This is a genomic window from Phenylobacterium sp. J367, assembly GCF_024699985.1.
Taxonomy (GTDB): Bacteria; Pseudomonadota; Alphaproteobacteria; order Caulobacterales; family Caulobacteraceae; genus Phenylobacterium.
The window spans coordinates 542,526-569,005 of sequence record NZ_JAJONA010000001.1; the positions used below are offsets into that span (position 1 = coordinate 542,526).

A 26,480-nucleotide genomic window follows, 5' to 3' on the forward strand; every position below is an offset into this window, starting at 1 on the left:
TCCTGGCTTATTTCGCGGCCGGCGCCGTGGGCGCGGGCGTGGCGGTGGTCGCAGCGGCGGGCGCGGTGGCGGCAGGCGCCGTCGCAGCCGGATTGACCGTGGCGGCGGCGGGCTGCGCCGCATCGGCGGCGGCCGGCGCGGCGGTGGCGGCGTCGGCCGCGGCGTCGAGGGTGGTCGGCGTCGCCGCCGGGTCCCTGCCGCCCTTGGCGGCCACCCAGGCGTCGAACTCGGCCTGCGTCACCACATGGACTTCGATCGGCATGAAGGCGTGGTCGACGCCGCACAGTTCGCGGCAGTTGCCGTAGAAGACGCCAGTGCGGTCGGCCTTGAACCAGGTCTCGTTGACCCGGCCCGGCACGGCGTCGGTGATGATGCCGAACGACGGCACGGCGAACGCGTGGATCACGTCGGCGCCGGTGACCAGCACGCGGACGGTCTTGTTCACCGGGACGACCAGCGGCTCGGTGGCCGCCAGACGGAAGGGGACGCCCTTCGCCTTGGCCTGGTCCTCGGGCAGCATGTTGGAGACGAACTCCGAGATCTCCTGGTCGGGATACTCGTAGCCCCAGTACCACTGGTAGCCGGTCGCCTTAACCGTCAGGTCCGGCTTTGGCATGTCGTGGTAGGCGAACAGCAGCTTGAACGAGAAGATCGCGATCACCACCAGGATCAGGACCGGGGCGAGGGTCCAGATGACCTCGATGAGGGTGTTGTGGCTCCAGCGCGCCGGCACCGGGTTCGACCGCTTGTTGTAGCGGACGATCACCCAGACCAGCAGGCCCAGCACGAACAGCGTGATGACCGTGATGACCGGCAGCAGGATCCAGTTGTGGAACCAGATGGCGTCGTCCCGGAGCGGGGTCACGCCCGGCTGCAGGTCGATCGCGCCCGGCGTGGGTTGCCCCACCAGGTCATTGGCGAGGGCGGAAGCGCCCCAGAACGCCGACATTGCGCCCGCGACGGCGCCTGCCGTCAGCGCCCGCATACCCTGAAACCTCGACTTCATGTCCCCTCGGTCTGGTTGGCCGGCCGCGTCTCGCGAAACTGACGATCGCCCCCGCCGACTGTCAGAAAAGCGCGCGCAGGCGTGCTGACGCACGCTGCCCGGCCCTTCGGGCGCGTGCATACGCGCATCGCTTTGGCTTGCCAAGCGCTTGCCATCGTCCAAGGGAGAGGATGCATCCGCGGGCCGCCTCGGGCCGTATTTGTATGCGCCGGTGAGCCGCTTCCGGCGAATGGCGTTCGCAAGGGATTCGCATGCACCTGAGCCCGGACGAGGAACTGGCCATCCGCCGGGAGTTCGGCCGGCTGGTGAACCTCAGCCCCTCGGAGCTGAAGGCTTGGCTGGAAACCGTGGAGTCGAAGAAGGTCGGCATGGTCCGCCGCGGCGAGACGGAATCGGTCGGCCGCCAGTCGGCCCGGAAGATCCTCGCCATCAAGGCCAAGGCGGTCGCCGACCTGACCGACGCCGACTACGCCCATATGAAGAAGGTCATCGGCTACTGCCGCCGCCATCTCGCGCAGCGTCCCTGGGGGGATGTGACCGACACCCGCTGGCGCTGGAGCCTGATGAACTGGGGTCACGATCCCCTGAAAGGCCGCCCCATTGAGCACGGGGGCGGGTGACGCGCGCCGCCCGCCTCCCTATCTTGGCCCCATGAACGCCCACGCCCCCGCCCCTCGCTCCTGGACGCCGCCGGCGTCGATCCGAACCGCGCCCGGGAAATCCTCGGCGACGCCCTGGCCGGCGCGGACGACGGCGAGTTGTTCGTCGAACGCAGCGAGAGCGAATCCTTCCTGTTCGACGACGGGCGCCTGAAATCGGCGGCCTATGACTCGACCGAGGGTTTCGGCCTGCGCGTGGTGGCGGGGGAGACCGCCGGCTACGCCCACGCCAGCGAGGTCTCGGAGGCGGCGATCCGCCGCGCCGCCGACAGCGCCCGTCTGGCCAAGCGCGGCTACGCCGGCGTGGCCGCCGAAGGTCCGCGCCCGACCAACGCCAGGCTCTACAGCGAGGACAATCCGCTCGCCTCCCCTGGCTTCTCGGACAAGGTGGCGCTCCTTCAAGAGATTGACGCCTGGGCGCGCGCGCGCGACCCGCGCGTGGTTCAGGTCATGGCCTCCATGGCCGGCGAGCAGCGGACGGTGGAGATCCTGCGCGCCGACGGCCGGCTGATCCGCGACGTCCGTCCGCTCGCCCGCATCAACGTACAGGTCACCGTCGAGAAGGATGGCCGCCGCGAGAACGGCTACACCGGCCAGGGCGGCCGCGCCGGCTTCGAGACCTGGATCACCCCCGACAAGTGGCAGTCGGCGGTGGACGAGGCGCTTCGCCAGGCGCTGGTCAACCTCGAGGCCGTCCCCTGCCCGGCCGGCGAGATGGACGTGGTCCTGGGTCCCGGCTGGAACGGCGTCCTGCTGCACGAGGCGGTCGGCCACGGGCTGGAAGGCGACTTCAACCGCAAGGGCACCTCGGCCTTCTCGGGCAAGATCGGCGAGCGGGTGGCCGCCCCGGGCGTCACGGTCTTCGACGACGGCTCGATCCTCGGCCGCCGCGGCTCGCTCACCGTCGACGACGAGGGCACGCCGACCGAGCGCACGATCCTGATCGAGGACGGCATCCTGGTCGGCTACATGCACGACCGGATGAGCGCGCGGCTGATGGGCCTGACCGCCACCGGCAACGGCCGCCGGCAGTCGTATGCCCACATGCCCATGCCGCGGATGACCAACACCGGGATGATGGGCGGCGATTCCAACCGCGAGGAGATGATCGCGTCGACCAAGCGCGGCCTCTACTGCGCCAACTTCGGCGGCGGCCAGGTGGACATCACCAACGGCAAGTTCGTCTTCCAGTGCACCGAGGCCTATCTGATCGAGGACGGCCGCGTGACGGTGCCGGTGAAGGGCGCGACGCTGATCGGCGACGGCCCCTCTGCGCTGACCCGCGTCACCATGATCGGCGACGACTTCGCCTTCGACCCCGGCATCGGCGTCTGCGGCAAGGCCGGCCAGAGCGTGCCCGTCGGCGTCGGCCAGCCGTCGCTGAAGATCACCGGCCTGACGGTCGGCGGAACGAGCATCTGACCCGACCACGGAGCAATCGCCGCGGCAAACATGTCGGCGATTTAATCCAAGTTACAGGCATTTAACTGGCCCTCCCGTAACGGACGCCGTCACCTGCGGCCGCTCTGGGGAGAGGTAGATGCTGCTCATTCATGTGTTGGCGCAGGCGGTCGCGGCCGCGGTTCCGGAGGCCGCCGCGGCCCCGCAGCAGGGCGTTATCAGCTACCCGCCGTCGTTCTTCGACAGCTTTCGGCCGACCAATGCGCTGGAGATGGTCGAGCGGGTTCCCGGCTTCACCTTCGACGAGGGCGACGACGTCCGCGGATCTCGAGGGCGCAGCCGGCAACGTCCTGATCGACGGCCAGCGGCCGGCGGCCAAGAGCGACGGCCTGGGCGAAATCCTCAACCGTATCCCGGCCGGCTCGGTCGAACGCATCGACCTGATCCGCGGCGGCGCGCCCGGCATCGACATGCAGGGCAAGACCGTCCTGGTGAACGTGGTCCGCAAGTCGGGCGGCGGTTTCCGCGGCCTGATCGCCGCGTCCGGCAAGCTCTCCGCCGACACCGGGATCATCGCGCCGGCCTTCCGCCTGGAGGGCTCCGGCGGATCGAACGGCCGCAACTGGGAAGCCGGCGCCCTCATCGCCCAGGGCTTCGACGACGGCGCGGGGGGACGGTCCCCACGTCCGCCTCGACGCCAGCGGGCGGGAGATCGCCCGGTCCTTCGTGGAATCGGAAGGCGTCGTCACCTTCCAGGGCGTGTTCACCGGAGCCTACGAGACGCCCTTCGCCGGCGGCCGCCTGCGGCTCAACAGCCGGATCCTGCTCGACGAGTTCAACTTCGATGAGCAGGACTACCAGAGCTTCCCGGTCGTGGAGAAGGCCCTCGACCAGTGGGGCCAGGACACCAAGGAGATCGAGGTCGGCGCGCGCGACACCCGCAGCTTCGGCCCCGGCACGTCCCTCGAGACCGTCCTGCTGCAACGGAACCAGGACCGCCATTTCGGCGAGACGTTCCGCGAGCCGGGCAGCACCGTCCTCTTCAGCCTCGATCGCCAGACGGGCGAGAGCATCGCCCGCACCGTCCTGAAGCATCGCCGCTCCGAGACCCTGTCCTTCGAGGCCGGCGGCGAAGGCGCTTTTAACTGGATGGAGAGCGAGACCGACTTCGTCGTCAACGACGTCGCGCAGGACCTGCCGGCCGCCAACGTCCGGGTCGAGGAGGCCCGCGGCGAGCTGTTCGGCAAGGCGACATGGCGGCCGACGGCGACCCTCACCGCCGAGGCGGGCCTGCGCCAGGAGGCGTCCCGCATCTCCTCCGAGGGCGACGTGGAACTGGAGAAGACACTCTACTTCACCAAGCCGCGCCTGGCCGTCACCTGGGCGCCGAACCCGGCAAACCAGCTTCGCCTGCGCGTCGAGCGCGAGGTCGACCAGCTCGACTTCGACGACTTCGTCGCCGACACCAACTTCAACTCCGGCGGGGATGTGCAGGCCGGCAACCCGGATCTCGAGCCCCAGCAGGCCTGGGTCTTCGAAGCCGCCTTCGAACGGCGCTTCCTGGGCGACGGCGCCCTGGTGCTCACCGTCTCGCACAGCGAGCTCAGCGATGTGGTCGACCGCGCGCCGGTCTTCTCGCCCAGCGGCGACGCCTTCGACGCCCCGGCGAACATCGGCTCCGGCTACGAGCAGGCGTTCCAGATCAACCTGACCCTTCCCCTGCAACGGATCGGCCTTCGCGGCGCCCAGCTGAAGGGCGAGGTAGAGTGGGAGAAGAGCCGGGTCACCGACCCGACCACCGGCGAGAAGCGCCGCATCTCCGGCTCGCGCCCCGTGGAGTGGGAGGCCAGCTTCACCCAGGACCTGCCGGCCTGGAAGCTCGCCTTCGGCGCCGAGGCCTACGGCGGCTGGCGGGAGACCTATTACCGCTTCAACGAGATCCAGAACCGCAAGCTGAAGACCTTCGTGGTCACCTACGTGGACTGGAAGCCGCGGCCGGACATCACGGTGCGCGCCGAGATCGACAATCTGACCGAGCGGGGCTTCCGCGAGACCCGCTACCGCTACGGCGGCGTCCGCGGCCAGGCGGGCCTGGAATACACCGACGACCGCGACCTGCAGGTCGGCCGTTACTTCTATGTCCGCATCCGCAAGACGCTCGGCGGCTGACGCCCAATAACGGACGCGCGTTGCGGCGGCGGGCAGGCCATGCCCGCCGCCGCGCAAGACAGCGGAAACCTTTCGCCGATTTAATCCACCTTACGGGCATTTAATTGGCCCCCGAGCCCCGGCGCAGGTCACTTGCGACCGCTGCTGGGAGACCTCTGTTCATGTTGATCGTTCACCTGTTGGCCCAGGCGGCCGTCGCCGCCGCGCCGCAACCTGCCGTGCCTGCGGACGTCGCGGCGCAGGGCGCTCCGCCCGCTCCGGCCGCAGAGGCCCAGCAGGGCGTGATCAGCTATCCGCCCGCTTTCTTCGCCGCCCAGCAGCCGGCCAACGCCTGGGAGATGCTGCTGCGCCTGCCGGGCTTCACGCTCGACACCGGCGCGACCGTGCGCGGCTTCGAGGGCGGCGGGGGGCAACGCCCTCATCGACAGCCAGCGCCCGGTGTCGAAGACCGACAACCTCGAGGAAATCCTGCGCCGCATTCCGGCCAGCCAGGTGGAGCGCATCGACCTGATCCGCGGCGGCGCGCCCGGCATCGACATGCAGGGCAAGGCGGTGATCGCCAACGTCATCAAGAAACCCGGCGGCGGCCTGCGCGGCCTGATCGCGGTGGCCAACAACCACCTCTACGACGGCCGCAACATGCACGGCATGCGCCTCGAATTGTCCGGCGGCCAGGGCCAGCGCCAGTGGGAGGGGTCCGCCCGCTACGGCTACGGCAACGACGACGGCGGCGACTACGGCCCGCAGGTGCGCATCGGGCCGAACGGCGAGATCCAGCGCCGCTCCGACGTGCGCTCGGAGAGCGACGGCCTGCAGAAGACTCTCACCGGGGCCTACCAGCAGCCGCTTTTCGGCGGGGTCGCGCGGGTGAACGGCCGGATGTTCTGGGACCACTGGAAGTTCGAGGAGGACAACCGGTACGAGCTGCCGCCGGAGCTCGGGACCGAGACCACCGACGACACCTACCTGCGCAAGGACACCGAGCTCGGCGGCCGGTTCAACCGCGACTTCGGGCCGAGGACCAGCCTGGAGGCGATTGCGCTGCGGCAGACCCGCGACCAGACCATCCGCTCCGACTTCGCCGCCCCGGACTTCAGCCAGGGCTTCTTCCTCGACCGGGAGTCCAGCGAGACGATCGGGCGCGCGGTGCTGAAGTACAAGTGGAACGACCGGCTGTCCTTCGAGGCCGGCATGGAAGGCGCCTTCAACCAGCTCGACAGCGGCACCACGCTCTCCGTCGACGGCGAGGACGTGCCGCTGCCGGCCGCCAACGTCCACGTGGAGGAGAAGCGCGGCGAAGCCTTCGCGCGCGGCACCTGGCGGACCACCGACAAGCTCACCTTCGAGGGCGGCCTGCGATACGAGGCCTCGCAGATCTCGTCGGACGGCGACGTGATCCTCGAGAAGACCCTCTACTACGCCAAGCCCCGCGCCGCGGTGAGCTGGAACCCCACGACCTCCACCCAGCTGCGCGCCAGCTTCGAGCGGGTGGTCGGCCAGCTCAACTTCGACGACTTCGTCGCCTCGGCAAACTTCAACACCGGCAGCGGCGTCTCCGCCGGCAACCCGGACCTGGCGCCGGAGCAAGCCTGGGTAAGCGAGGCGTCGGTCGAGCAGCGGTTCTGGGGCGGCGGCGTGGTGGTCGTCACTGTCCGCCACTCGGCGATCTCCGACGTCAACGACCGCGGCCCGGCCGAGGCCGTCGCGCCGGACGGCACGGTCAGCTACTTCGACCAGCCGATGAACATCGGCGACGGGACCAAGGACGAGCTGATCGCCTCGATCAGCTTCCCCTTCGACCGGATCGGACTGAAGGGCGCCACCTTCCGCGCCGAGAGCACCTGGCGCCGCAGCGAGGTCACCGACCCCACCACCGGCGAGACGCGCGAGATCTCGGACCTGCGCCCGCTGGAATGGTCGGCGAACTTCACCCACGACATCCCGCGCTGGCGCTTCAGCTACGGCGTCGACGTCTATTCCGGCTGGCGCGAGCGCGACTACCGCTTCGACAGCGTCAACACGGTGAAGCTGGAGGACGCCTACATCCGGCCCTTCGCCGAGTGGCGGATCCAGCCCTCGCTGTCGCTCCGGATGGAGGCGCCGAACCTGATCTCGCGCGGCATCCGCATTACCCGCGAGCAGTACGCCGGCCCGAGGGACACTGCGCCGCTCGCCTACACCGACGACCGCGACCTGACCTTCGGCCAGATGTTCTACATCCGGGTGAGAAAGACGTTCGGGAGCTGATCTCCTTCTCCCCTCGCGGGAGAAGATGGCCCGAAGGGACCGGATGAGGGGTCCCACCGGCTTCTCCTGCCAGACACGAAGAAGGGCCGCACGATCTCTCGTGCGACCCCTCATCCGTCACCCTGCGGGTGACACCTTCTCCCGCAAGGGGAGAAGGCTTGTTGTCAGGCCTTGTCCGCCCGGATCGCCGCCGGGTTCACCGCCTGGCGCTCACCGTCGAGGGTGGGCGCGATCGGCTCCGGCTGCGGGTGGTTCGACGGGTCGTTCACCCCGTGCGCCCAGCCCTTGATGAAGAAGCTGACCACGACGAAGGCGACGCCCACGCCGACGCCCGCCCAGCCCAGCTTGTTGAAGCCGTCGAGCGAGGTGGCGAGCGCGGCCGCCGGGTCGAGGACCTGGCCGCCCACCGTCTCGGTGCCCATGGCGCCGGCGATCCAGCCGCCCACGTACTGGGCGATGGAGGACGCCAGGAACCACACGGCCATCATGAAGGAGACCACGCGGGCCACCGACAGCTTGGTGATCTCCGACAGACCCACCGGCGAAAGGAAGAGCTCGCCCGTGGTGTGGAACAGGTAGAGCAGGCCCAGGAAGACCAGCGGCATCTTGAACTCTGGGCTCGCGAAGCCCTGGCCCCAGACCACGATCAGGAAGCCCAAGCCAACCTGGAGAAGACCGAGGCCGAACTTCAGGGTCGGATTGGGGTCGCGGCCGCGCTGGGCGAGCCAGGCCCACATGGCCGCGAAGACCGGGGCGAAGATCAGGATGTAGCCGGCGTTGAACGACTGGGTCTGGGCGGCGGAGACGCCCATCAGGTCGACGTTGGTCGCCGCGAACAGGTTCAGCGAGGTGCCGGCCTGCTCGAAGAGGGTGAAGAACACCACCGAGCCGAAGATCAGCACCAGGGCGAGCATCATCCGCTCCCGCTCGACCTTGGTGCACTTGGCGATGATGAAGCCGACATAGACGAGCGCGGCCACGATCGAGACCCCGAGCGCCCAGCCGACCAGCCTGTTCGACTGCACCAGGAAGAAGATGGGGATCACGCCCAGCACGCCGGCCGCATAGATCAGCCACTCGCGGCTGATCGGACCGACCACCTTCTCGGTGAGCGCCACCGGATTCGGCGGCTCGCCCTTGCCCTGCAGGTGCTTCTTGCCGAGCACGAAGACCACGAAGCCGGCGAGCATGCCGATGCCGGCCAGGCCGAAGCCGGCCCACCAGCCGAACTGCACGCCCAGGAGGCCGCACAACGCCGAGGCCCAGAACGCCCCGAGGTTGATGCCGTAGTAGTAGAGCGTGAAGCCGGAATCCCGCCGGGGATCGCCCTGCGGATAGAGCTGGCCGACGATCGTCGAGATGTTCGGCTTCAGGAAGCCGACCCCCATGATGATCAGGCTGACCGCCAGGAAGAACGCGTTCTTGGCGAGCGGATCGGTGGTCACCGTCTGCTCGTAGGAACCCGCCGGCAGGACCGCCGGCAGCGGCGCGGTGGCCGGCAGATTCTTGATCTCGATGCCGCCGCCGGCCGCCGGGCCGAAGGCGTAGGGCTGGCCGCCCACCATCAGGTTGACCGTGCGGTTCTCCATCCGACCCTCGGCGACGACCTCGTACTGCTGGCCGGCGTAGGTGAGGGTTTCCCGTGCGCCCGCGCCCTCGACCGCCATGGTCAGGTGGCCGGCGACGAGCAGGAGGGGCGCCGAAGGCGACGGCCTTGCGCGTGCCGAGCCAGCGGTCGGCCATCAGGCCGCCGATCAGCGGCAGCAGGTATACGAGCGAGGTGTATGAGCCGTACTGGTTGCCCGCCGTCTCCTGGTCGAACAGCAGGTGCTGCGTCAGGTAGAAGATCAGGATCGAGCGCATGCCGTAGTAGGAGAAGCGCTCCCACATCTCGGCGAAGAACAGGATGATCAGCCCGCGCGGGTGATTGCGCATGAGCTGGATCAGGACCGGTATGCCGGTCAGCAGCGTGATGACGATGCCTACGAGGAGGACGATGTTCATGTGGGCGTCCGGTGTTTTCCCTATGGCTTCCGTGGCCTTGAGAGCGCTTTCGCCCCGGCCGGGCCGAATTGCGCGGGAGAAAATCACGCGGGCTTGGCCAGCACAAGCAAAGGCGTGCCCCAAAGCCTCCGGTCGGGACCCGCGCCCCGCTTTCGGGCGTTGATCACGACAGCAGGAGGATCCCGCCATGATGACACCCGGACCCGATCATCCGATCACCGTCGAGCCCGCGACGCGCCGCTGGCGGGCCCTGTTCGCCGGCCATGTGATCGCCGACAGCAACCGCGCCCTGATCCTGCGCGAGGCGAGCTATCCGCCGGTCGTCTATTTCCCGCGCGAGGACGTGGCCATGGAGTACATGAGCCGCACCGACCGCCAGACCCACTGCCCCTACAAGGGCGACGCCGGCTACTACACCCTGCTGATGGACGGCCACTTCGCCGAGAACGCGGTGTGGACCTATGACGACGCCGCCCCGTCGGTCGGCGGCATCGCCGGGCATCTCGCCTTCTACACCGACCAGATCGAGGTCTATGAAGTCGACGACGCCGCCGTGAATCCCCACCACGACGAAGAGGTCCGCGCCCGCGAGGCCGAGGCCATGCCGCGGTCCGAAGTCGACGAGATCATCCAGCACACCGACGCCGGCGACGGCCGCTCCCAGCGCGAGCACTGGGAGCCCAACGTCAGCCAGCCCGACGGCGGAGTACGGTAGCCCCGGCTGACCGGAAAATCCGACGCCGACTGACGGGTTACCGTCATCAGGCCGTCAGCTGCCCACCCGCTCGTCGGTCGAATTGTTCAGCTTGTTCATGGCGATGGTGGAGCTGGGTGCGGCATGACGCCTCCCCGCCTGAGTCTTGCAGCGCACGGCCAGCTTCTCCATGGTCGCGGCGTCCGCGGTCACATACAGTTCCGCAGGCGGAATATATCGGTGGCCGGCGACCCAGTTCGGAGCGTCGCACTCCAGGAGGACGCGCGACGCCATGCCCACGGCCCAACCCAGTCTCAACCTCGATCCGGCGTCGGACAGCGGCGTCGCCGAGGACGGCATCACGAACGACGCCACGCCGACCCTGAACGGCGTCGCCGACGCCACCGCGACCATCACCATCTACGACGGCGCCACCCAGATCGCACAGACCACCGCGGGTGGCGACGGCACGTGGAGCGTGACACTTGGAACGCTGTCGGACGGCAGCCACAGTCTCACGGCGGTCGCCACGCTCGCCGGCGTGGACAGCGTAGCCTCCGATCCGCTCGACCTGACCATCGACACCTCGTCTCCGGACCCCGACCCGGCGGCGCAGGACGATACCTCCGTGATCGTGGGGGGCGTTCCCGTGACCTTCGATCTGCTCTTCGGCACGCAGGGGACGGTCGTGAGCTATGGCGTCCCGATCCTCAGTTCCCTGTTGACCGGCGACCATCCGCTGACCGTGCCATTGGCCGGCGGCATCGACATTCCGGTCGGCATGGGCGGCCAGTTTTTCGGGATGGGCGGCCTTGGTGGCCCGGCCGGCGCGTTGGGCCCCCTCAGCGGTCAGTTGTTCGGGGTCGGCGGCCCGGTGGGCCCCGCCGCCGCCGCGGGGTTCCTAGGCAGCCAGATGGAGAGCATGGGGGTCGGCGTCGGCCAGTCCGGCGCCCCTGACGACCTTCCTGGAGCGTGCGCTCGCCGAGTACCTGAGCGAGTCCGCCGGAAAGGGGGTCGTCCCCCTGGCCATCCAGATGGGGATGGGCCCGGCCGGCAAGTCGGTAGGTCCGCTGGTCGTCCGCGGAGCCGATGGTCCGGCGACCGCGCTCTTCCTGGACGGCTCCGGCGCGCTCCCGGGGACACAGGTCAACCTGGACGGCGTCAGCGTCGCCCTCGTCACTGGCACGGTCAGTCTGGTCGGCGGCCGCGGGAAACAGATGGTCATGGGCGACGGCGCCGCCCAGTCCATGATCCTCGGTGAGGGCGACGACGAGTTGCACGGCGGCGGCGGCGACGACACGGTGGGAAGCCAGGGCGGCGATGACCGGCTGTTTGGCGGCGACGGCCAGGACCGGGTGTTCGGCGGGACAGGCGACGACTACCTGCACGGCAACGCCGGGGCCGACAGCGTCTCCGGGGACGACGGCCACGACGTCCTGCAGGGCGGCAAGGGCGACGACCACCTGGACGGCGGCGCAGGCGACGACCTGCTGCTCGGCGACCTGGGCGACGACACCCTCACCGGCGGCCTCGGCGCCGACGTCTTCGTCGCCCTCGCCGCCGGCGGGCGGGACGTGGTCCTGGATTTCGACGCCACGCAGGGCGACCGCATCCGGCTCGCCGACGGGGTCGCCTTCGAGGCGCGCCAGGAGGGCGCCGACACGGTGATCGACCTGGCCGGCGGCGGTCGGATGGTGCTTGCCGGCGTGCAGCTCTCCGCCCTGCCCGAGGGCTGGCTGGTTCAGTAGGCGAAGGCTTCGAAGACCTTGCTGGCGTCGCCCGCCCACGGCCCGTTGTAGAGCTCCAGCAGGCGCTCGGCCGGGGTGACGCCGCTTTCGGCGATGTCGAACAGCTCGGCGAGGTAGCCGCTCTCGTCGACCAGGCCGCCGGAGAGCCGGTTGCGGCGCTTCAGCCCCTCGCGTGCGATGGCCAGCATGTCCTTGGCCACGTCCTGCACCGAGCGGCCGGCCACCTCGGCCTTGAGGCCCAGGCGGGCCACGTCGGCGCGCAGGCGCTCGTGGTCGTCTATCGCCCAGTCCTTGCAGAGGTCCCAGGCGGCGGCGAGCGACGCTGAGTCGTAGAGGACGCCCATCCACAGCGCCGGCAGCGCGCAGAGCCGGCTCCAGGGCCCGGAGTCCGCGCCGCGCATCTCCAGGTACTGCTTCAGCCGCACCTCGGGGAAGATCGTGGTGGTGTGGTCGGCCCAGTCCTTCAGGGTCGGGCGCTCGCCCGGCAGTTCGGCGAGCTTGCCCTCCATGAAGTCGCGGAACGAGCGGCCCGCCACGTCGATGTACCGGCCGTCGCGCTTCACGAAGTACATCGGCACGTCGAGGGCGTAGTTGGCGTAGGTCTCGAAGCCGAAGCCGTCGCGGAACACGAAGTCCAGCATGCCCGTGCGGTCGGGGTCGGTGTCGGTCCAGACGTTCGCCCGGGCCGAGACGAAGCCCGTCGGCTTGCCCTCCTTGAAGGGCGAATTGGCGAACAGGGCCGTGGCGATCGGCTGCAGCGCCAGGGAGGTGCGGAACTTGGCGACCATGTCGGCTTCCGAGCCGAAGTCGAGGTTCGCCTGCACCGTGCAGGTGCGGAACATCATGTCGAGGCCCATGGAGCCGACCTTCGGCATGTACTCGCGCATGATCTTGTAGCGGCCCTTGGGCATCACCGGGATCTGCTCGCGGGTCCAGATCGGCGTGAAACCGAGGCCCAGGAAGCCCAGGCCCAGCTCGTCGGCGACGACCTTCACCTCCTGCAGGTGGCCGCCGGTCTCCTCGCAGATGTCGTGGATGGTCTCCAGCGGCGCGCCGGAGAGCTCGAACTGGCCGCCGGGCTCGAGGCTGACGTTGGCCATGCCGCGCTCCAGCGCGATGACGTTCTCGCCTTCGTAGACCGGAGCCCAGCCGTAGCGGGTCAGGCCCTCGAGCAGCGCCTTGATGCCGTTCGGCTCATAGGGGACGGGGGCATGCGTGCCCAATTGGAAGACGAACTTCTCGTGCTCGGCGCCGACGCGCCATGCGCTGGCGGGCTTCGCGCCCTGCTCGAACCAGCGGACCAAATCGCCGAACACAAGGGGGCGGTCGTCGCAGGCGACTTCGGCCATATCGATTTCCTTCCCCGTCCCAACCTGGAGCCGCGCCCCAATTCCCAAAAGGAGGCGCGCGGCCGGCATCCTTACGTCGTAAGATCACATGGGTGCAATTGCTGCGCCGCTCAAGGGTTCCAGTCGCCCGCCGCGGCCTGCCAAAGGGTAAGGGCCGAGATCGCCGCGGTGTCGGCCCGGAGGATGCGGGGACCGAGCGTGGCCGCCACCGCGTAGGACAGGCTCCTGAGGAGCTCCCGCTCCCGGGGCGAGAACCCGCCTTCCGGCCCCACCAGCACCGCCCAGGGCCCGCGCTCCGTTACGGCCGCCAGCACCGGCTTGGCGTCGCCGGCCTCGTCGCAGAACAGCAGCCGGCGGCCCGGCTCCCAGCCGCCGATCAGCGTCTCCAGCTTCACGGGCTCCAGCACCTGCGGCACGTCAAGCCGGCCGGTCTGCTCGGAGGCTTCGGTGGCGATGGCCCGCAGCCGGTCGACGCGGGTGTGATCGGCGTTGGTGCGCTCGGTGATCACCGGCCGGATGCGGCGCACCCCCAGTTCGGCGGCCTTCTCCACGATGGTCTCCAGCGGTCCGCGCTTCACGAGCGCGATCAGGAGGTCGAGGTCGGGCCCCGCCGCCTGTGGACGCGCCGGATCGATGATCTGCAGCACCACCGCCCGCTTGCCGACCGCGCCGACGATCGCCCGCCATTCCCCGTCGCGGCCGTTGAAGACCCGGAGCTCGTCGCCCGGCTTCGCGCGCATCACCGCGCCCAGGTAGCGGCTCTGCGCCTCGTCGAGGGTGAGCTCGGCGCCGGCGGCCAGGTCGTGGGTCACGTGCAGGCGGATCATGCGCGCTCTCTACCCCTCCGCGCTCGGAGCCGTCATCCCCCCGCCATCCCCTCCGCCGCTCGTCCCGGCAAAAGCCGGGATCCGAGCGGAGGTGGATTGGCCGTGCCCCTCGCCGCCGTACTGTGCTTGTCTGCGCCTCAGCTTGGATCCCGGCTTTCGCCGGGAAGAGCGGATTGTGGAGTGAGACGTTCAGTCCCCATGGCCCACGACGACGACGCCTACGAGACCGAGGAGTACGAGCTGCAGGTCGCGCTCGTGAAGTTCCAGCAGTACGCCATCGAGGCCGGCGAGAAGGACCTCGTCATCTTCGAAGGCCGCGACACGGCCGGGAAGGACGGCGCCATCAAGCGCGTGGTCGAGCACCTGTCGATCCGCAACACCCGGGTGGTCGCGCTCCCCAAGCCCACCGAGCGCGAGAGGACCCAGTGGTACTTCCAGCGCTACACGCCCCACCTGCCAGCCGCCGGCGAGCTCGTGATCCTCAACCGCTCCTGGTACAACCGCGCCGGCGTCGAGCGCGTCATGGGCTTCGCCACCGAGGCCGAGCAGGAAATCTTCCTGCGCGACGTCACCCCCTTCGAGAAGATGCTGCGCGACGGCGGCCTCCAGATCGTCAAGCTGTGGCTCGACATCTCCCGGAAGGAGCAGGCCAAGCGCCTGGAGGAGCGCCGCTCCGACCCCCTGAAGGCCCTGAAGGTCAGCCCGCTCGACGCCGTCGCCCAGGAGAAGTGGGACGCCTACACCCGGGCCCGGGACGAGATGCTGACCCGCACCCACTGCCCCGAGGCGCCCTGGATCATCGTCCACACCGACCGCAAGAAGGAGGCGAGGCTCAACATCATGCGCTACCTCCTAAAAGGTGCTCGCCCCGCACGGCATCGCCCGGGGCGTCCGCGACCCCGATCCGGAGGTGCTTTTCGAGTTCGAGGTCGCCGCCCTCACTGACGGCCGCCTGGAGCGCTAAACGCCCCCAAATCCGCCTTTGTTCCGCTCACCCCGAGGGGCGAGTCCCGGCGTTAACCATACGTTTACAACCCATTGTTCTTTCTTTGTTCGGTCGGTAGGGTCCTGGCCAGCACGTGCGTCTGGAGGGGTGGATTGAAGCCTGAGACGATCACCGCAGCCCAGGCCCGCCGGATCGCGCTCACCGCCCAGGGCTTCGCCCGCCCGCGACCGGCGGCGCCTGGCCGGCGTGAGCTCCTGAAGACCATCGAGCGGCTCGGCGTCGTGCAGATCGACAGCGTCAATGTGGTCTCGCGCACCCACTACCTCCCGGCGTTCTCCCGCCTCGGCGCCTACCCGCGCCCGCTGCTGGAGGAGCTCGCCTGGGCGAGGAAGCGGCCCCTGTTCGAATACTGGGCGCACGAGGCGAGCCTCGTTCCCCTGGAGAGCCAGCCCCTGCTGCGCTGGCGGATGCAGGACGCCCACGACGGGGTCGGGGTCTGGAAAGGCATCGCGAAGTTCCTGCGCGAACGGCGCGACTTCGTGGAGAAGGTGCTGGACGAGATCGCCGCCCGCGGCCCCTCCCCGCCTCCGAGCTGGAGCTCGGCCACAAGGGCGAGGGCGGCTGGTGGGGCTGGAGCGAGGCCAAGCGCGCCGTCGAGGGCCTGTTCTGGACCGGCGAGCTGACCACCGCCACCCGCCGCGGGACCTTCGAGCGGGTCTATGGGCTGCCCGAAAAGGTCATCCCGGCGAAGATCCTCGACCTGCCGACCCCGCCGCGCGACGCGGCCCAGCGCGGCCTGATGAAGATCGCGGCCCGCGCCATGGGCGTCGCCACCGAGCGCGACCTGCGCGACTACTTCCGCCTGCCGGTCGGCGACGCGAAGGTCAGGCTGGCCGAGTTGGTGGAGGCCGGCGACCTCCTCCCCGTCACCGTCAAGGGCTGGCGCGAACCGGCCTATCTCGACCCCGCCGCCAGGACGCCCCGGCGCGTGGAGGCCCACGCGCTTCTCTCGCCCTTCGACAACCTGATCTGGTTCCGCGAGCGCACCGAGCGGATGTTCGGCGTCCGCTTCCGGATCGAGATCTACACGCCCGCCGAGAAGCGTCAGCACGGCTACTATGTGCTGCCGTTCCTGGAGGGCGACGCGATCACCGCCCGCGTCGACCTCAAGGCCGACCGCAAGGCCTCGGCCCTGCTTGTCCAGGCGGCCCACGCCGAGCCCTGGGCGACCGGCGAGGCCCCGGAACGCCTCGCCGCCGAGCTGAAGCTTATGGCCGGTTGGCTCGGGCTGGACCGCGTCCAGGTCCAGTCCAAGGGCGATCTGGCGGCAGCGCTCGGCGAGGTGGTCTGAGCGTTGCGAGCGAGTGCATTTGTTCGCGCTTTGTTCTTGACTCGCGAAACTCGCAATGGCATACTTGAATGGTCGGATAGGCGGCCGATCACCCGCGTGCGGACACGCTTGGCATCAATTTTCCGATCATCTTGTGAAGCTTTTTGAGCTCGGCGGCGGGCGCCGGTGAATGGCACCGCTTTTTTTGCGGCGTTTCAAATCTTTTCAAGGAGGCAATTGATGGCGAGAATGCCTCGCGGCGAGCCGCGGAGCGTGCCGGACCCTGAAGGTGAAATGTACGACAGGGCGATGGCCAAGGTTCGAGCGCAACGAGAGGCCGAGGATCGTGGCCTTCGTTCGCCAGCAGAAATGCTGGAGGAATTCCAGAAAGGCCCAAGGATCGAACGGCCGAGCTTGGCGCAGTCGTTCATCCCTATTGTTGGTCCTGCGTGGGAAGCGGTCGCTGACCTTCAAGATGGAAACTACGGGGGCGCGGCCTTCAATGCCGCCATGGCAGTTGGTGACGCGTTGCCTGCGGGCGCGGTCGTGAAGGGGCTCCGCGCTGCAAGCAAGGGCGTCGGAGTTCTCAAGAAGGGCTCCGTCACTGCGAATGCGGCTAGCAAGCAGATTCTGGAGAGCCGGATTGGCGGGAAAGGGTGAGGAGATCCATCACACGATCCGCTCAATGGAAAGAGTCGCACAGCGCAGGATCCGAGGAATCACTTCGCGTTCCTCAAGACGTTGCCCAAGGAACAGCATCGTCGGCTGACAGGTAGTTGGGACGGCAAACCAAAGTACGATCCGGTCCGTCGGATCTGGTATGGGACCACCGACTGGCAAAAGTCCGTTCCGACGGCGCTCGGCTCTTATGCGGCCGACGCAGGTCAGAATCTGACGCAACGCCCGGAGCGGCCATCCCCCTCAGCTCGGACACAGCGATAGCTTCAGCTTCCTCTGCCTCGCTGGGCCAGCGTAGGTTTCAGCTCCTTTGGAGAACGTGCCAGTGAAATCCAGCGAGGCAGACTTCGCCTTCCCCTGTTCTTGGCTTCACGCCGGACCTTGAGAACTGGGGCTTTCCCGACCTCGACCGCCTGACCCGGTGTGGACCCCGCACGCTGAAGGACGACGTGCAGAACGGCATGGAACTCATCGATGCCGACCTAAGGCGCTGGCGGGTCCTGAGCGTACGGCGAACCGGACGTGCCGGTTCGCTATTGTCGCTGATCCCAGGCTTCGGTCCACCGCAAGCACGTGTCGAGCACGAACTCGAGCCACTGCCGGCGCTCTCGTTGGAGGACTTGCGTCGGAGGACTCGCGACTCGCTGGAGAAGTTCCGCGTCGACTACACCGGCTTCGGAGGCGACGAGGCCGAGTTCGAGTCGCTGCTGGCGCGCGTCGGCAAGGCGCGCTCCGTTGCGGAAGTCTACGAGTTGATCCAGCCCGACACGTTCGAGCCTTACTGAGCTCAGGCGCCCTGCGCCTTCTTCCTCGTCTTCGCGGGCTTGGCCGCTCCCGACACCGCCTCACTGTCGTCGAGCTGCACCGCCACCATTAGCAGCAGGAAGTGGTAGGCGCAGAGCACCATGCCGAAGAACAGCATGGCCATGTAGAGCGCCGCCGCCTGGGCGTCCCAGAGGCCGCAGGCCGCCACATAGAGCGGCACGATGAGCACCACCGCCACGGCGCAGAGCACATAGGCCGCGTTCCGCATCAGGCGGCCGACCCGGTAGAGGATGCTCGCCTGCCAGGCCATGACGACCAGGAGCCCCGTTCCCGCCACGGCCAGGACGCCATCGCAGATCCGCCAGACCAGCGCCTCGGGCAATCCGAACGCACCGACCAGCGGCGGCAGCAGCGCGAACAACACCTCCATCAATGCGGTGGCCACCATCGCCCGCACGCGGAATGCGGTGGCCTCGGCGTGCATCCGGAAGCGGCTGAAGGCCCCGATCACGCCGGCGAAGCCCGCGAACCCGACGGCCACTTGGCTGTAGGTGCTGAGCAGGGCAGCGTGGTCCGGGGAAAGGCTCATGCCCCAGAGTGGAATGCTCAGCCGACGGAGGTCAACGGGAGCTTGGCCTCAGCCGGCGGGCGTCAGCGCCAGCGATTGCAGCGCCTCCTCGATCGGGATGAAGAAGTTGATCCCCAGCGGAACCCCGCCGGGCGCGTAGCCGGCGACGGAGAGGCCCACCAGCCCGCCCTTCTCGTCGATCAGGGCTCCGCCGCTGTTGCCGTTGGTGATGGCTACATCGCTCTGGATGTAGCTGCGGCCGTCCAGCACCCGCTTCGGCGACGAGACCACGCCGCGGGTCAGGGTGCCGGCGAAGTCCCGCTCCTTGGGCGTGCCGATGGCGTAGACCGTCTCGCCGAGTTTCACGGGGGCCGTGCGGATCCCCAGCGGCGCCGTCTTGGCCGTGGTCTTGATCAGCGCCACATCGCGGCCGCGGTCGGCGCGGACCACCTCGCCCGGCGTGTCCGTGCCGTCGGCCCAGCGCACCCGCACGCGCCCGGCCTCACCGGCCACATGGTGATTGGTCAGGATGTAGCCATCGGCGGAGATCAGCACCCCGCTGCCCATCCCCTGACCGGCGAAGATCGACACCACCCCACGCGCCGCCTGGTCGAACGCGACTGGCGCCGCCGCCGGCCTGTAGGCCACGCGCAATGCCGCCAGCGCCGCGCCCGGCGGCGGAATGGACGCCGCTGTCGGGCCGGAGAGGGCGTTTCGGAAGCTCTCCGACGCGACCAGCTTCTGGACGTTCTGCGCGAACGCGCCCTGCAGCAGGACATGATTGCCGCCGTCCACCGCCTTCACGAGCAGGTGCTCGCCTTCCGTCGGCACGCGCGCCACAACCCTGGCCTGCGAGGTCGAGTAGACCTGCCACTCGACCTTCATCTTGACGGAACCCCTTGAACAGCACCCGGTCGTTCTCGAGCAGCGCATCCTTGAAGGATTGTGTCGCGCAGAATTTCGCCTCGATGGCGTTGACCAGCGCGCCGACCTGCAGGTCCGACGACTTCTGATCCTCCTCGAAAAGATTGTTGGGATCGCCGGCCACGGCGAATCCGCCTTTCAACAGTTCGCTGCGGAAGGTCCGTTCGAACTCGGGGTCCTTCACGACCTCGTTGTCAGTGGACTCCCAGGTAAGCGTCTTGCTGTTGGCGCATGGGAGCGGGAAGTTGTCGTACTGCACCTGCGCCCACGGGGTTCCCGCCGGGATCCGAACGACCATCTTGGCGAAGCTCACCGGGGCCGCCTGCGCAGCGGCCGATCCCGCCATCAACAGCGCCGCCACAATCCCCAAGCCGAAGCGCATCTCAAGTCCCCCCGAACGTCGCTACGCAGACGCTATCGCACGCAACCTTAAGAAGAAATCGCCGAAGCCGCCTACCCCTCGCTCCACACCGCCAGTTCGTTGCCGCTGGGGTCGGTGAAGTGGAAGCGCCGCCCGCCGGGGAATTCGAAGATCGGCTTCACGATCGCCCCTCCCGCCGCGCGCACCTTGGCCTCCATGGCCTCCAGGTCGTGGGCGTAGAGCACGACGAGCGGCTTCGCCGGCTGGTTCGCCGCGTCGCCGTCGAAGCCGCCGTCCAGCCCCTCGCTCATTGCGGAATAGGACGGCCCGTAGTCCGTGAAGCTCCAGCCGAACGCCGTCTCGTAGAACCGCTTCAGCGGGATCAGGTCGCCGCCCGGAAACTCCACATAGTCGATCTTGCCGTCTTCGCGCATGGGCTGCTCCTTCGTCCGGCGCGCAGCCTATGCGGCTCTCGCCCAGCGTCAAGAACAAAGACGGAACATCAGGCGTCCGGCAGGGTCACCCGGCCGCCGCCGCCGAAGCTGTCCACCGCCTGGAGCACCGAGCCGACCAGTTCGCGCTCCTCGGCGCTCAATTCGGGCCGCCAGATGTCGAAGATCATCACCACCCTGAGCTTGTCCGGGTTCCGGTTCCACGCCTCGTGCTCGATGCTGTCGTCGAACACACAGGCCCTGCCCTCATCCCACGCCCGCGTCTCGCCGCCCACCCGCATGGCGCAGCCCTCCGGCACGATCAACGGCAGGTGGCAGATGTAGCGGGCGTTCATGAAGCCGTGGTGGGGGGCGATGTGCGCGCCGGGCCGGAGCAGCGAGAACAGGATCGAGGGCGTGCGGCCGGGGATCCGGCAGAGCGGCGCGTCCTCCAGCGCGGCCATGGTCTTGGGGAAGCGGGCGACGTTCTCGGGCACGGGCGCGCCGGCCTTCCAGAGGTAGAAGGCGCTCCAGCTCGGATTGCCCAGCATGCCGTGGTCGTCGAAGAACGGCCGGTTGGCCTCGGCCTCCACATAGGGGTGAAGGCGGCGTCCTCCTCCATCACCGCCAGGAGCTCGGCGCGGATGTCGGCCGTCGCGGCCTCGACCTTGTCGAGGAACGGGAAGGCCGCCCGGTCCGCCCACTCGATGTTGGGCAACTCGGGGAAGTAGAAGTTCTTCGGCTGCTGAACGTAGAGCTGGGTCTTGCCGAGCAGCAGGTCGACGGCGCGCCGGATGCGCCGGCCCTCGGGCCCGTTCAGCCCCTTGGGGCCGAGCTCGGCCTCCAGGTGCGCCTCGTACTGGCGGGCGTAGCGCTCGCGCATGTGCATGGCGCGGCCGATCTCGGCCTCCAGGGACTTCTCCACCGTCCCCGCCGCCACGGCCACCTTCACCGCCGCGTCGTAGAAGGACGAGGCCGCCCGCGCGTCGCCGTCGGCGGCGTGGTTGTCGGCGGTCATCAGGAGGGCGCGGATGTCGCGCGGGTCGAGCGTCAGCGCGGCCGCCAGAGCCTCGCGATGGGCGGGGATGTCGCCCGTCTGCTTGGCCGCCAGGGCGATGCCGATCCAGACGGCCGCGTTGGCCGAGCCGGTGGCGACGATCGCCCGGAAGTGGGGGGAGGGCCTCGGCGGGCCGGCCCTGGCGGAGCGCCAGCGCGCCATCGCGCCACAGGATCTGCAGGTCGGCGGGGGCGGGCGGAGTGTCGGTCATGGGCGGAAGTGGCGCCGTGCCGGGCGCCGGGTCAAGCCGGCGCCCGGACGGAGGTCAGGGCAGCCGCCAGACGGAGGTCTTCTTCACCTCGAAGTCCTCCAGTTCGCGCGTGGTCGCCACCTGGTACTCGGCGAGCTTCACCAGGCCGCCGTATCCGTCCTTCGCGCGCGGGAAGTAGCTGCGGCCGGGATCGCCGATCAGCACGTCCGCGCCGGCCGCCCGGCCCTCGGCCAGCCAGGCCAGCACCCGGTCGGCGAGCGGCTTCTCGTAGCAGATATCGCCGGCCAGCAGGACGTCGGCCCAGCGCGGCGGCGGCGCATCGAGCAGGTTGGCGTCGGTGAAGTCCGCCGAGACCCGGTTGGCTTCGGCGTTGAGGGTCAGGGCCGCGTCGCAGAACGGGTCGATGTCGGCGCAAAGCACCTGGGCCGCGCCGGCCTTCAGCGCCGCGATGCCGACGATCCCGGAGCCCGAGGCGAAGTCCACGACCCGCTTGCCGGCGACGATCTCCGGGTGGTCGATGACGTAGCGCGCCAGCGCCTGGCCGCCCGCCCAGGCAAACGCCCAGAACGGCGGCGGCAGGCCGATCTCGGCGAGCGCCTCCTCGGTCATCCGCCAGATCGGCGTGATCTCGTCGGCGAGCTGCAGCACGAGCTCCGGCGTGTGTGGCGGATGCTGCGGTCGCGTGTTCTCGATGATGAAGGCCCGGCGACCCTCCGGCGTGTCGACGATCATGCGGCCTTATAGAGGTCCCCGCCCCCCGCGAACCACACGAACAGGAAACAACCACGGAATACACGGACCACACGGAAACGAGATGCTGAGCGAGGAATCCCTTGCGCGCCGGAGGTGCGCGAGATGTCAGTCGACATCGCCAGGCTGACCCCGTCAGCGCCGGCCTCCTCCGTGTATTCCGTGGTTCCTCGCGCGCGCAGCGCGTGTTCGTGGAGCGCGCCTAAGCCGCCTTCGCCTCGGGCTTGCTGGACGCCATGGCGAGCACGCTGAGATACCCCGGCGCGGTCAGCATCCGGTCCAGGGTCCCGGCCTTCTTCAGCAGGCGGTGCGCCTTCGGCAGGTTGTAGCAGGGCACATGCATGAACATGTGATGCTCGCAGTGGTAGTTCACGTAGTAGGGCGCGATGAACGCCCGCTCCAGCCAGTTGGCGTGGGTGGTGCGTGCGTGCCGCAGGGGGTCGGGCTCGTCCTTCGCCACGCAGGCATGCTCGGCGATGTTGCGCAGGCGGGTGACCATCGGCAGCCAGGTGGCCTGCGGCACCAGCCACAGCACCGGCCACACCCACCAGAGCCCGAACGGCGCGGTCCCCGCGACGGTCACGACCATGCCGATCAGGAACCGCTTCCGGCGGGCGACGGCGTCCTTGAGGATCGGCCACAGCGGCTCGCCGGCCTTGCGCTCGCTCAGCCGGTTCACCAGGCCCGACCACTTCTGTTTGTAGTAGGTCTGCCCCGTCAGATCGCGGACGATCTTCCGGCGCAGCGAGATGCGGGTGATCGGGAACGGCGCCGACAGCACCAGGTCCGGGTCCTCCGCCTGCTGGGCGTACTTGTGGTGGGTGAGGTGGTAGTTCCGGTAGGGCTTCAGGTCGCCCGTCGTGAGGTTGTTCCCCACCCAGTCGTTGACCTTCAGGTTCGGGTGCAGGCAGGCGTGGGCCGCGTCGTGCATCAGGATGGCGAGCCCGAGCTGGCGGGCGCCGATGATCGCGATGGCCAGCGGAATGGTGATCGGCCACGCCACCGCCATGGCCATGGCCAGCCCGATCACGATCCATGCGTGGGCGACCAGCGCCAGGCCCTTCCACGGCGAGCGGCGGGCGAGCGGATTCCACTCGGGCGGCGAGAAATAGACCTTGGGATCGACACGGGCGGCGACGGGCATAACGCCTCATTGTACGCCGGGCGAAGCCGCGGGAACAGCGTCGGGTCGCCGCAATCCCTGCCCGGCTAAGCTTTTGAGCCGCTTCACCATTCCGTCCCAGGCGTTCGCCGAACGTTAAGCCATCCACGCGAAATGTGAGTGCTGGCTCAACCGGGGGGAGCAGATGTGGGCGGGTAAGGCGGACGAGGCCGGGCGGCAGGACGCCGCTGTCGAGCCGCGCGCCCTCGAACGTCGGTTCGTCGGCGTGGCGCTTATGGCGACCATCGCCGCCCTGGCCGCGGTGTTCGCCGTCTATCAATGGAGCAACTGGAGCAGCGACCGCGCGGACCTGGCCCGCGGCGCCGGGGTGCTCGCCCAGCTCCTCGCCTCCGATTCCCGGGCGGCCGTCGAAGGCGACCCCATCGCCGCGTCCGAGGTGCAGGCGGTCATGCACGCCGAGCACGCCGCCGTCGCCCTCGCCTACTACCACCGCGACGGACGCATCTTCGACGTCCGCCGCAGCAAAGATCGTCCCGCCGCCGCCGTCCGGCGACGACAAGCCCAGCCAGGTGTTCCGCGACCCTGGGGTCATCGCCTTCGCCCCGCATATCGTCGACGGCCAGAAGGTGGGCGAGGTCGTGCTGGTGGCCGACGACCACGGCATCGTCGTCACGCGGCTCCGCAACATCGCCATCGCCGTGGGCCTCTCGGTCCTCGGACTCATCGGCGCCGGCGTAATGGCCCAGCGCCTCGCCCGCCGGGCGCTCGAGCCGCTGTGCGCGCTGAACGCGGCCATGGAGGCGGCGGCCGCGTCCCGGGACTTCAGCGCCCGCGCGCCGGTGGCCCGAGACGACGAGGTCGGCCAGCTGTCGGCCAACTTCAACCGCCTGCTGGCGGCCCTGGAGACGTATGACGCCAGCCTGCAGGGCGCGCTCGCCGAGGCGACCCAGGCCCGCGACGCCGCCGAGCAGGCCAACGCCCTGAAGTCCCACTTCCTGGCCAATATGAGCCACGAGCTCCGCACGCCGCTGAACGGCGTGATCGGCATGTCCCAGGTCCTGCTGATGGACCGCCTGACCCGCATCCAGCGCGAGCGGATCGAGGTGATCGACGCCTCGGGCCGCGCCCTGCTCTCCGTCCTCAGCGACATCCTCGACCTCTCGGCGATCGAGAGCGGCCGGATGGCGCTCAACACCGAGTCCTTCGACCTGGAGGCCCTGGTCGCCGAGGCCGTGGACGCGGCGCGTGCGCTGGAGATGTCCGACCGGCTCAGCCTGACCGCCGCATTCGAGCCCGAGGCGCGCGGGAGCTGGATCGGCGACCCGGCGCGCGTCCGCCAGATCCTGTTCCACCTGACCGGCAACGCCCTCAAGTTCACCGAGGCCGGGGAGGTCCAGGTCTCCGCCGCCCGCGGCCCGCAAGGCGAGCTCGTGCTCACCGTCGCCGACACCGGGCCGGGCATCGACCCGCGCCGGCTGCCGAAACTGTTCGAGAGCTTCGTCCAGGGCGATCCGGGCGCCACCCGCAAGGTCGGCGGCGCGGGCCTCGGCCTGACCATCTGCAAGAAGCTCGTCGAGCTCATGGACGGGCGGATCGAAGTGCGGAGCGCGCGCGGCAAGGGCGCGACCTTCGAGGTCACCCTTCCCCTGCGGCGGGCCAAGGCCGCCTTGAGCGAGGCCGGCGGCGCAGACGCCGCCGGCGGCGGCCGCCCGCTGCGCGTCCTGGTCGCTGAGGACAACCAGACCAACCAACTCGTGGTGAAGAGCGTGCTCCAGGCGATCGGCTGCGACCCCAGCGTGGTCGACGACGGCGCGCTCGCCGTCGAGGCCTACGCGGCCGGCGGCTTCGACCTCGTCCTCATGGATATCCAGATGCCGGTGATGGACGGCGTCGCCGCCACCCGCGAAATCCGCAAGCTGGAGCGCCGCAAGCGGCTGCCCAAGACCCCGATCCTGGCGCTCACGGCCAACGTCCTGCCGCACCAGCAGCGGGAGTATCGCGCCGCCGGCGTCGACGGGGTGATCGCCAAGCCGATCCAGCTTCCCGAACTGGTCGCCGTCCTGGACGGCGTGAAGGCCCGCGCGACGCGCGGCCGGCGTGTGGCCTAGAAGAGCGCTTCCCCGAAGCTGCCGAGCACGATCGCCGCGAACAGAATCAGCCCGGCCCAGGCGTTGGACTTGAAGAGCTTCAGCGCCAGCATCGGCCGGTCGGTCCGCACCCGCCGGGCCTGGTCGAGCAGCCGAACCGCATAGAGCAGGGTCAGGGCATAGAAGGCCCACCCCAGGTGCGCCGCCCAGCCCGCGGCGAGCGCCAGGACGACGGCCATGACGTAGAAGCCGGCCACGCCTGCCTGGACCGAGCCGCCGAGCCGTCGCGTCGAGGACTTCACGCCGACCAGGGCGTCATCCTCCAGATCCTGGATCGCGTAGATCGTGTCGTAGCCGAGCGTCCAGAAGAGCCCGCCCGCGTAGAGCAGGACCGCCGGCCAGCCGAGATGGCCGGTCGCCGCCGCGTAGCCCAGCAGCGCGCCCCAGTTGAAGGTCAGGCCGAGCCACGCCTGCGGCCACCAGGTGATCCGCTTCATGAACGGATAGGCGGCGACCAGCAGCAGCGAGCCGACGCCCAGCCCGATGGCGATCGGCGGGAAGGTCAGAAGGATCGCGAACGAGATCAGCGAGCAGACCGCGATGAACGCCCAGGCCTGCTTCACGCTGATCTGGCCGGACGGGATCGGCCGGCCGGCGGTGCGGGCCACCTGGACGTCGATGTCGCGGTCGACGATGTCGTTGTAGGCGCAGCCCGCCGCCCGCATCAGGGCCGCGCCGACGAAGAACGACGCCAGCAGCTTCCAGTCGGGCCGCAGCCCCTGCTGCGCCGCCGCCAGCGCCACGCCCTGCCAGCCCGGCAGCATCAGGAGCCAGATCCCCGCCGGCCGGTCGAACCGGCCGATCTTCAGCCACGGCCGGAGCGACGCCGGCGCATAGCGGTCCACCCAGTTGGTCGGCGCGGCGTCAGGCAGGGGCGCGGCGGAGGTCATGGGCGACGCCTTAGCAGAGGTGGCGGTGTGGCCGAAATGCCGCTTCGCAACCCGCGTTCTCCGGGGCCGTTGACGGCTTCCTTAACCACGCCTAGCTTCCGCGGCCTTGGCCGACCCGAAAGGAGGGACGATGACGAACTTCGCGTTTGCACCGACCTTTCCCAAACGGTTCGCCGGGCCGCCGCCGCGCTAACT

The 26,480-nt window shown here is 69.3% G+C and carries 23 protein-coding genes and 3 pseudogenes; 13 read left to right on the plus strand and 13 right to left on the minus strand.

The window, feature by feature from the left end; all coding sequences use genetic code 11:
- Window positions 1-7 precede the first annotated feature (7 nt).
- Complete coding sequence (gene coxB, locus LRS04_RS03045) at window positions 8-1,006, minus strand: cytochrome c oxidase subunit II (RefSeq protein WP_257815094.1); 999 nt, start codon at window positions 1,004-1,006, stop codon at window positions 8-10.
- Between the two features lie 251 nt (window positions 1,007-1,257).
- On the opposite strand from coxB, the gene LRS04_RS03050 reads away from it, so the two are divergent.
- The 4 genes from LRS04_RS03050 to LRS04_RS03065 all read left to right on the plus strand — a co-directional run bounded on the left by LRS04_RS03050 (window position 1,258) and on the right by LRS04_RS03065 (window position 5,235).
- Window positions 1,258-1,626, plus strand: a complete 369-nt coding sequence (locus tag LRS04_RS03050) for a DUF3140 domain-containing protein (protein ID WP_257815095.1) — start codon at window positions 1,258-1,260, stop codon at window positions 1,624-1,626.
- A 60-nt stretch (window positions 1,627-1,686) separates the two neighbouring features.
- Window positions 1,687-3,087 carry a metalloprotease TldD gene (gene tldD, locus LRS04_RS03055; RefSeq protein ID WP_257818927.1) on the plus strand — a complete coding sequence of 467 codons (1,401 nt, stop codon included), beginning with the start codon at window positions 1,687-1,689 and terminating at the stop codon, window positions 3,085-3,087.
- Between the two features lie 239 nt (window positions 3,088-3,326).
- Window positions 3,327-3,914, plus strand: a complete 588-nt coding sequence (locus LRS04_RS03060; RefSeq protein ID WP_257815096.1) for a hypothetical protein — start codon at window positions 3,327-3,329, stop codon at window positions 3,912-3,914.
- 25 nt (window positions 3,915-3,939) lie between these two features.
- On the plus strand, window positions 3,940-5,235 hold the full coding sequence (locus LRS04_RS03065; RefSeq protein ID WP_257818929.1) for a TonB-dependent receptor: 1,296 nt from the start codon (window positions 3,940-3,942) through the stop codon (window positions 5,233-5,235).
- Window positions 5,236-5,363: 128 nt separating this feature from the next.
- Here the strand turns inward: LRS04_RS03065 and LRS04_RS03070 are convergent, their stop codons facing one another.
- A complete protein-coding gene (locus tag LRS04_RS03070) occupies window positions 5,364-5,690 on the minus strand; it encodes a hypothetical protein (protein WP_257815097.1) in 327 nt (108 codons plus the stop codon).
- Between LRS04_RS03070 and LRS04_RS03075 the strand changes: the two genes are divergently transcribed.
- Window positions 5,674-7,482, plus strand: coding sequence for a TonB-dependent siderophore receptor (locus LRS04_RS03075; protein ID WP_257815098.1), 1,809 nt, complete (start codon window positions 5,674-5,676; stop codon window positions 7,480-7,482). The two genes, LRS04_RS03070 and LRS04_RS03075, sit on opposite strands and share 17 nt — an antisense overlap.
- 164 nt (window positions 7,483-7,646) lie before the next feature.
- Here LRS04_RS03075 and LRS04_RS03080 read toward each other — a convergent pair.
- A pseudogene (locus LRS04_RS03080) lies at window positions 7,647-9,486 on the minus strand (peptide MFS transporter).
- A gap of 190 nt (window positions 9,487-9,676) precedes the next feature.
- Between LRS04_RS03080 and LRS04_RS03085 the strand changes: the two are divergent.
- Complete coding sequence (locus tag LRS04_RS03085; RefSeq protein ID WP_257815099.1) at window positions 9,677-10,201, plus strand: DUF427 domain-containing protein; 525 nt, start codon at window positions 9,677-9,679, stop codon at window positions 10,199-10,201.
- A 54-nt stretch (window positions 10,202-10,255) separates the two neighbouring features.
- Here the strand turns inward: LRS04_RS03085 and LRS04_RS03090 are convergent, their stop codons facing one another.
- The gene (locus LRS04_RS03090; RefSeq protein ID WP_257815100.1) at window positions 10,256-10,600 is read right to left on the minus strand and encodes a hypothetical protein; all 345 of its coding nucleotides are present in this window, start codon (window positions 10,598-10,600) and stop codon (window positions 10,256-10,258) included.
- On the opposite strand from LRS04_RS03090, the pseudogene LRS04_RS27560 reads away from it, so the two are divergent.
- Together LRS04_RS27560 and LRS04_RS03095 are read left to right on the plus strand one after the other, a co-directional pair.
- Window positions 10,539-10,706: pseudogene (locus LRS04_RS27560) on the plus strand (Ig-like domain-containing protein); the annotation flags it as partial. The gene LRS04_RS03090 and the pseudogene LRS04_RS27560 overlap by 62 nt on opposite strands.
- 508 nt (window positions 10,707-11,214) lie before the next feature.
- Window positions 11,215-11,928, plus strand: a complete 714-nt coding sequence (locus tag LRS04_RS03095) for a calcium-binding protein (protein ID WP_257815101.1) — start codon at window positions 11,215-11,217, stop codon at window positions 11,926-11,928.
- On the opposite strand, the gene LRS04_RS03100 is transcribed toward LRS04_RS03095, so the two are convergent.
- On the minus strand, window positions 11,922-13,277 hold the full coding sequence (locus LRS04_RS03100) for a glutamate--cysteine ligase (RefSeq protein WP_257815102.1): 1,356 nt from the start codon (window positions 13,275-13,277) through the stop codon (window positions 11,922-11,924). The genes LRS04_RS03095 and LRS04_RS03100 overlap by 7 nt on opposite strands.
- Window positions 13,278-13,387: 110 nt before the next feature.
- Entirely contained in the window at window positions 13,388-14,104 is a 717-nt protein-coding gene (locus LRS04_RS03105) for a 16S rRNA (uracil(1498)-N(3))-methyltransferase (protein ID WP_257815103.1), read from the minus strand.
- Between the two features lie 198 nt (window positions 14,105-14,302).
- Between LRS04_RS03105 and ppk2 the strand changes: the two genes are divergently transcribed.
- From ppk2 to LRS04_RS03130, 4 genes and pseudogenes are all read left to right on the plus strand, one after another.
- On the plus strand, window positions 14,303-15,049 hold the full coding sequence (gene ppk2 / locus LRS04_RS03110) for a polyphosphate kinase 2 (RefSeq protein WP_308238063.1): 747 nt from the start codon (window positions 14,303-14,305) through the stop codon (window positions 15,047-15,049).
- A 303-nt stretch (window positions 15,050-15,352) separates the two neighbouring features.
- A pseudogene (locus LRS04_RS03120) lies at window positions 15,353-16,401 on the plus strand (winged helix-turn-helix domain-containing protein).
- Between the two features lie 165 nt (window positions 16,402-16,566).
- Window positions 16,567-17,040 (plus strand): hypothetical protein, encoded by a 474-nt coding sequence (locus tag LRS04_RS03125; RefSeq protein WP_257815104.1) that lies wholly within the window; start codon window positions 16,567-16,569, stop codon window positions 17,038-17,040.
- A 467-nt stretch (window positions 17,041-17,507) separates the two neighbouring features.
- Window positions 17,508-17,843, plus strand: a complete 336-nt coding sequence (locus LRS04_RS03130) for a hypothetical protein (protein ID WP_257815105.1) — start codon at window positions 17,508-17,510, stop codon at window positions 17,841-17,843.
- A gap of 2 nt (window positions 17,844-17,845) precedes the next feature.
- Here LRS04_RS03130 and LRS04_RS03135 read toward each other — a convergent pair whose 3' ends face one another.
- The 6 genes from LRS04_RS03135 to LRS04_RS03160 all read right to left on the minus strand — a co-directional run bounded on the left by LRS04_RS03135 (window position 17,846) and on the right by LRS04_RS03160 (window position 23,269).
- Window positions 17,846-18,412 carry a hypothetical protein gene (locus tag LRS04_RS03135; RefSeq protein WP_257815106.1) on the minus strand — a complete coding sequence of 189 codons (567 nt, stop codon included), beginning with the start codon at window positions 18,410-18,412 and terminating at the stop codon, window positions 17,846-17,848.
- Window positions 18,413-18,460: 48 nt separating this feature from the next.
- Entirely contained in the window at window positions 18,461-19,276 is an 816-nt protein-coding gene (locus LRS04_RS03140; protein ID WP_257815107.1) for a S1C family serine protease, read from the minus strand.
- 492 nt (window positions 19,277-19,768) lie between these two features.
- Entirely contained in the window at window positions 19,769-20,110 is a 342-nt protein-coding gene (locus LRS04_RS03145; protein WP_257815108.1) for a VOC family protein, read from the minus strand.
- Between the two features lie 68 nt (window positions 20,111-20,178).
- Complete coding sequence (locus LRS04_RS26520) at window positions 20,179-21,375, minus strand: aspartyl/asparaginyl beta-hydroxylase domain-containing protein (RefSeq protein WP_308238064.1); 1,197 nt, start codon at window positions 21,373-21,375, stop codon at window positions 20,179-20,181.
- 54 nt (window positions 21,376-21,429) lie between these two features.
- Window positions 21,430-22,107, minus strand: a complete 678-nt coding sequence (locus LRS04_RS03155) for a methyltransferase (protein WP_257815109.1) — start codon at window positions 22,105-22,107, stop codon at window positions 21,430-21,432.
- Between the two features lie 220 nt (window positions 22,108-22,327).
- Entirely contained in the window at window positions 22,328-23,269 is a 942-nt protein-coding gene (locus LRS04_RS03160; protein WP_257815110.1) for a fatty acid desaturase family protein, read from the minus strand.
- Window positions 23,270-23,817: 548 nt separating this feature from the next.
- Between LRS04_RS03160 and LRS04_RS03165 the strand changes: the two genes are divergently transcribed.
- The gene (locus tag LRS04_RS03165) at window positions 23,818-25,356 is read left to right on the plus strand and encodes an ATP-binding protein (protein WP_257815111.1); all 1,539 of its coding nucleotides are present in this window, start codon (window positions 23,818-23,820) and stop codon (window positions 25,354-25,356) included.
- Here the strand turns inward: LRS04_RS03165 and ubiA are convergent.
- A complete protein-coding gene (gene ubiA / locus LRS04_RS03170) occupies window positions 25,353-26,285 on the minus strand; it encodes a 4-hydroxybenzoate octaprenyltransferase (protein ID WP_257815112.1) in 933 nt (310 codons plus the stop codon). The two genes, LRS04_RS03165 and ubiA, sit on opposite strands and share 4 nt — an antisense overlap.
- Between the last annotated feature and the right edge of the window lie 195 nt (window positions 26,286-26,480).

Excerpts from the sequence above, each read along its gene's own strand:
- LRS04_RS26520 (WP_308238064.1), bottom strand. The coding sequence starts at position 21,375 with ATGACCGACACTCCGCCCGCCCCCGCCGACCTGCAGATCCTGTGGCGC.
- LRS04_RS03140 (WP_257815107.1), bottom strand. The coding sequence starts at position 19,276 with ATGAAGGTCGAGTGGCAGGTCTACTCGACCTCGCAGGCCAGGGTTGTG.
- LRS04_RS03090 (WP_257815100.1), bottom strand. The coding sequence starts at position 10,600 with ATGGTGATGGTCGCGGTGGCGTCGGCGACGCCGTTCAGGGTCGGCGTG.
- LRS04_RS03095 (WP_257815101.1), top strand. The coding sequence starts at position 11,215 with ATGGGGATGGGCCCGGCCGGCAAGTCGGTAGGTCCGCTGGTCGTCCGC.
- LRS04_RS03155 (WP_257815109.1), bottom strand. The coding sequence starts at position 22,107 with ATGATCGTCGACACGCCGGAGGGTCGCCGGGCCTTCATCATCGAGAAC.
- LRS04_RS03105 (WP_257815103.1), bottom strand. The coding sequence starts at position 14,104 with ATGATCCGCCTGCACGTGACCCACGACCTGGCCGCCGGCGCCGAGCTC.
- LRS04_RS03050 (WP_257815095.1), top strand. The coding sequence starts at position 1,258 with ATGCACCTGAGCCCGGACGAGGAACTGGCCATCCGCCGGGAGTTCGGC.
- LRS04_RS03145 (WP_257815108.1), bottom strand. The coding sequence starts at position 20,110 with ATGCGCGAAGACGGCAAGATCGACTATGTGGAGTTTCCGGGCGGCGAC.
- ppk2 (WP_308238063.1), top strand. The coding sequence starts at position 14,303 with ATGGCCCACGACGACGACGCCTACGAGACCGAGGAGTACGAGCTGCAG.
- ubiA (WP_257815112.1), bottom strand. The coding sequence starts at position 26,285 with ATGACCTCCGCCGCGCCCCTGCCTGACGCCGCGCCGACCAACTGGGTG.
- LRS04_RS03135 (WP_257815106.1), bottom strand. The coding sequence starts at position 18,412 with ATGAGCCTTTCCCCGGACCACGCTGCCCTGCTCAGCACCTACAGCCAA.
- LRS04_RS03100 (WP_257815102.1), bottom strand. The coding sequence starts at position 13,277 with ATGGCCGAAGTCGCCTGCGACGACCGCCCCCTTGTGTTCGGCGATTTG.
- LRS04_RS03160 (WP_257815110.1), bottom strand. The coding sequence starts at position 23,269 with ATGCCCGTCGCCGCCCGTGTCGATCCCAAGGTCTATTTCTCGCCGCCC.
- LRS04_RS03060 (WP_257815096.1), top strand. The coding sequence starts at position 3,327 with ATGCGCTGGAGATGGTCGAGCGGGTTCCCGGCTTCACCTTCGACGAGG.
- coxB (WP_257815094.1), bottom strand. The coding sequence starts at position 1,006 with ATGAAGTCGAGGTTTCAGGGTATGCGGGCGCTGACGGCAGGCGCCGTC.
- LRS04_RS03085 (WP_257815099.1), top strand. The coding sequence starts at position 9,677 with ATGACACCCGGACCCGATCATCCGATCACCGTCGAGCCCGCGACGCGC.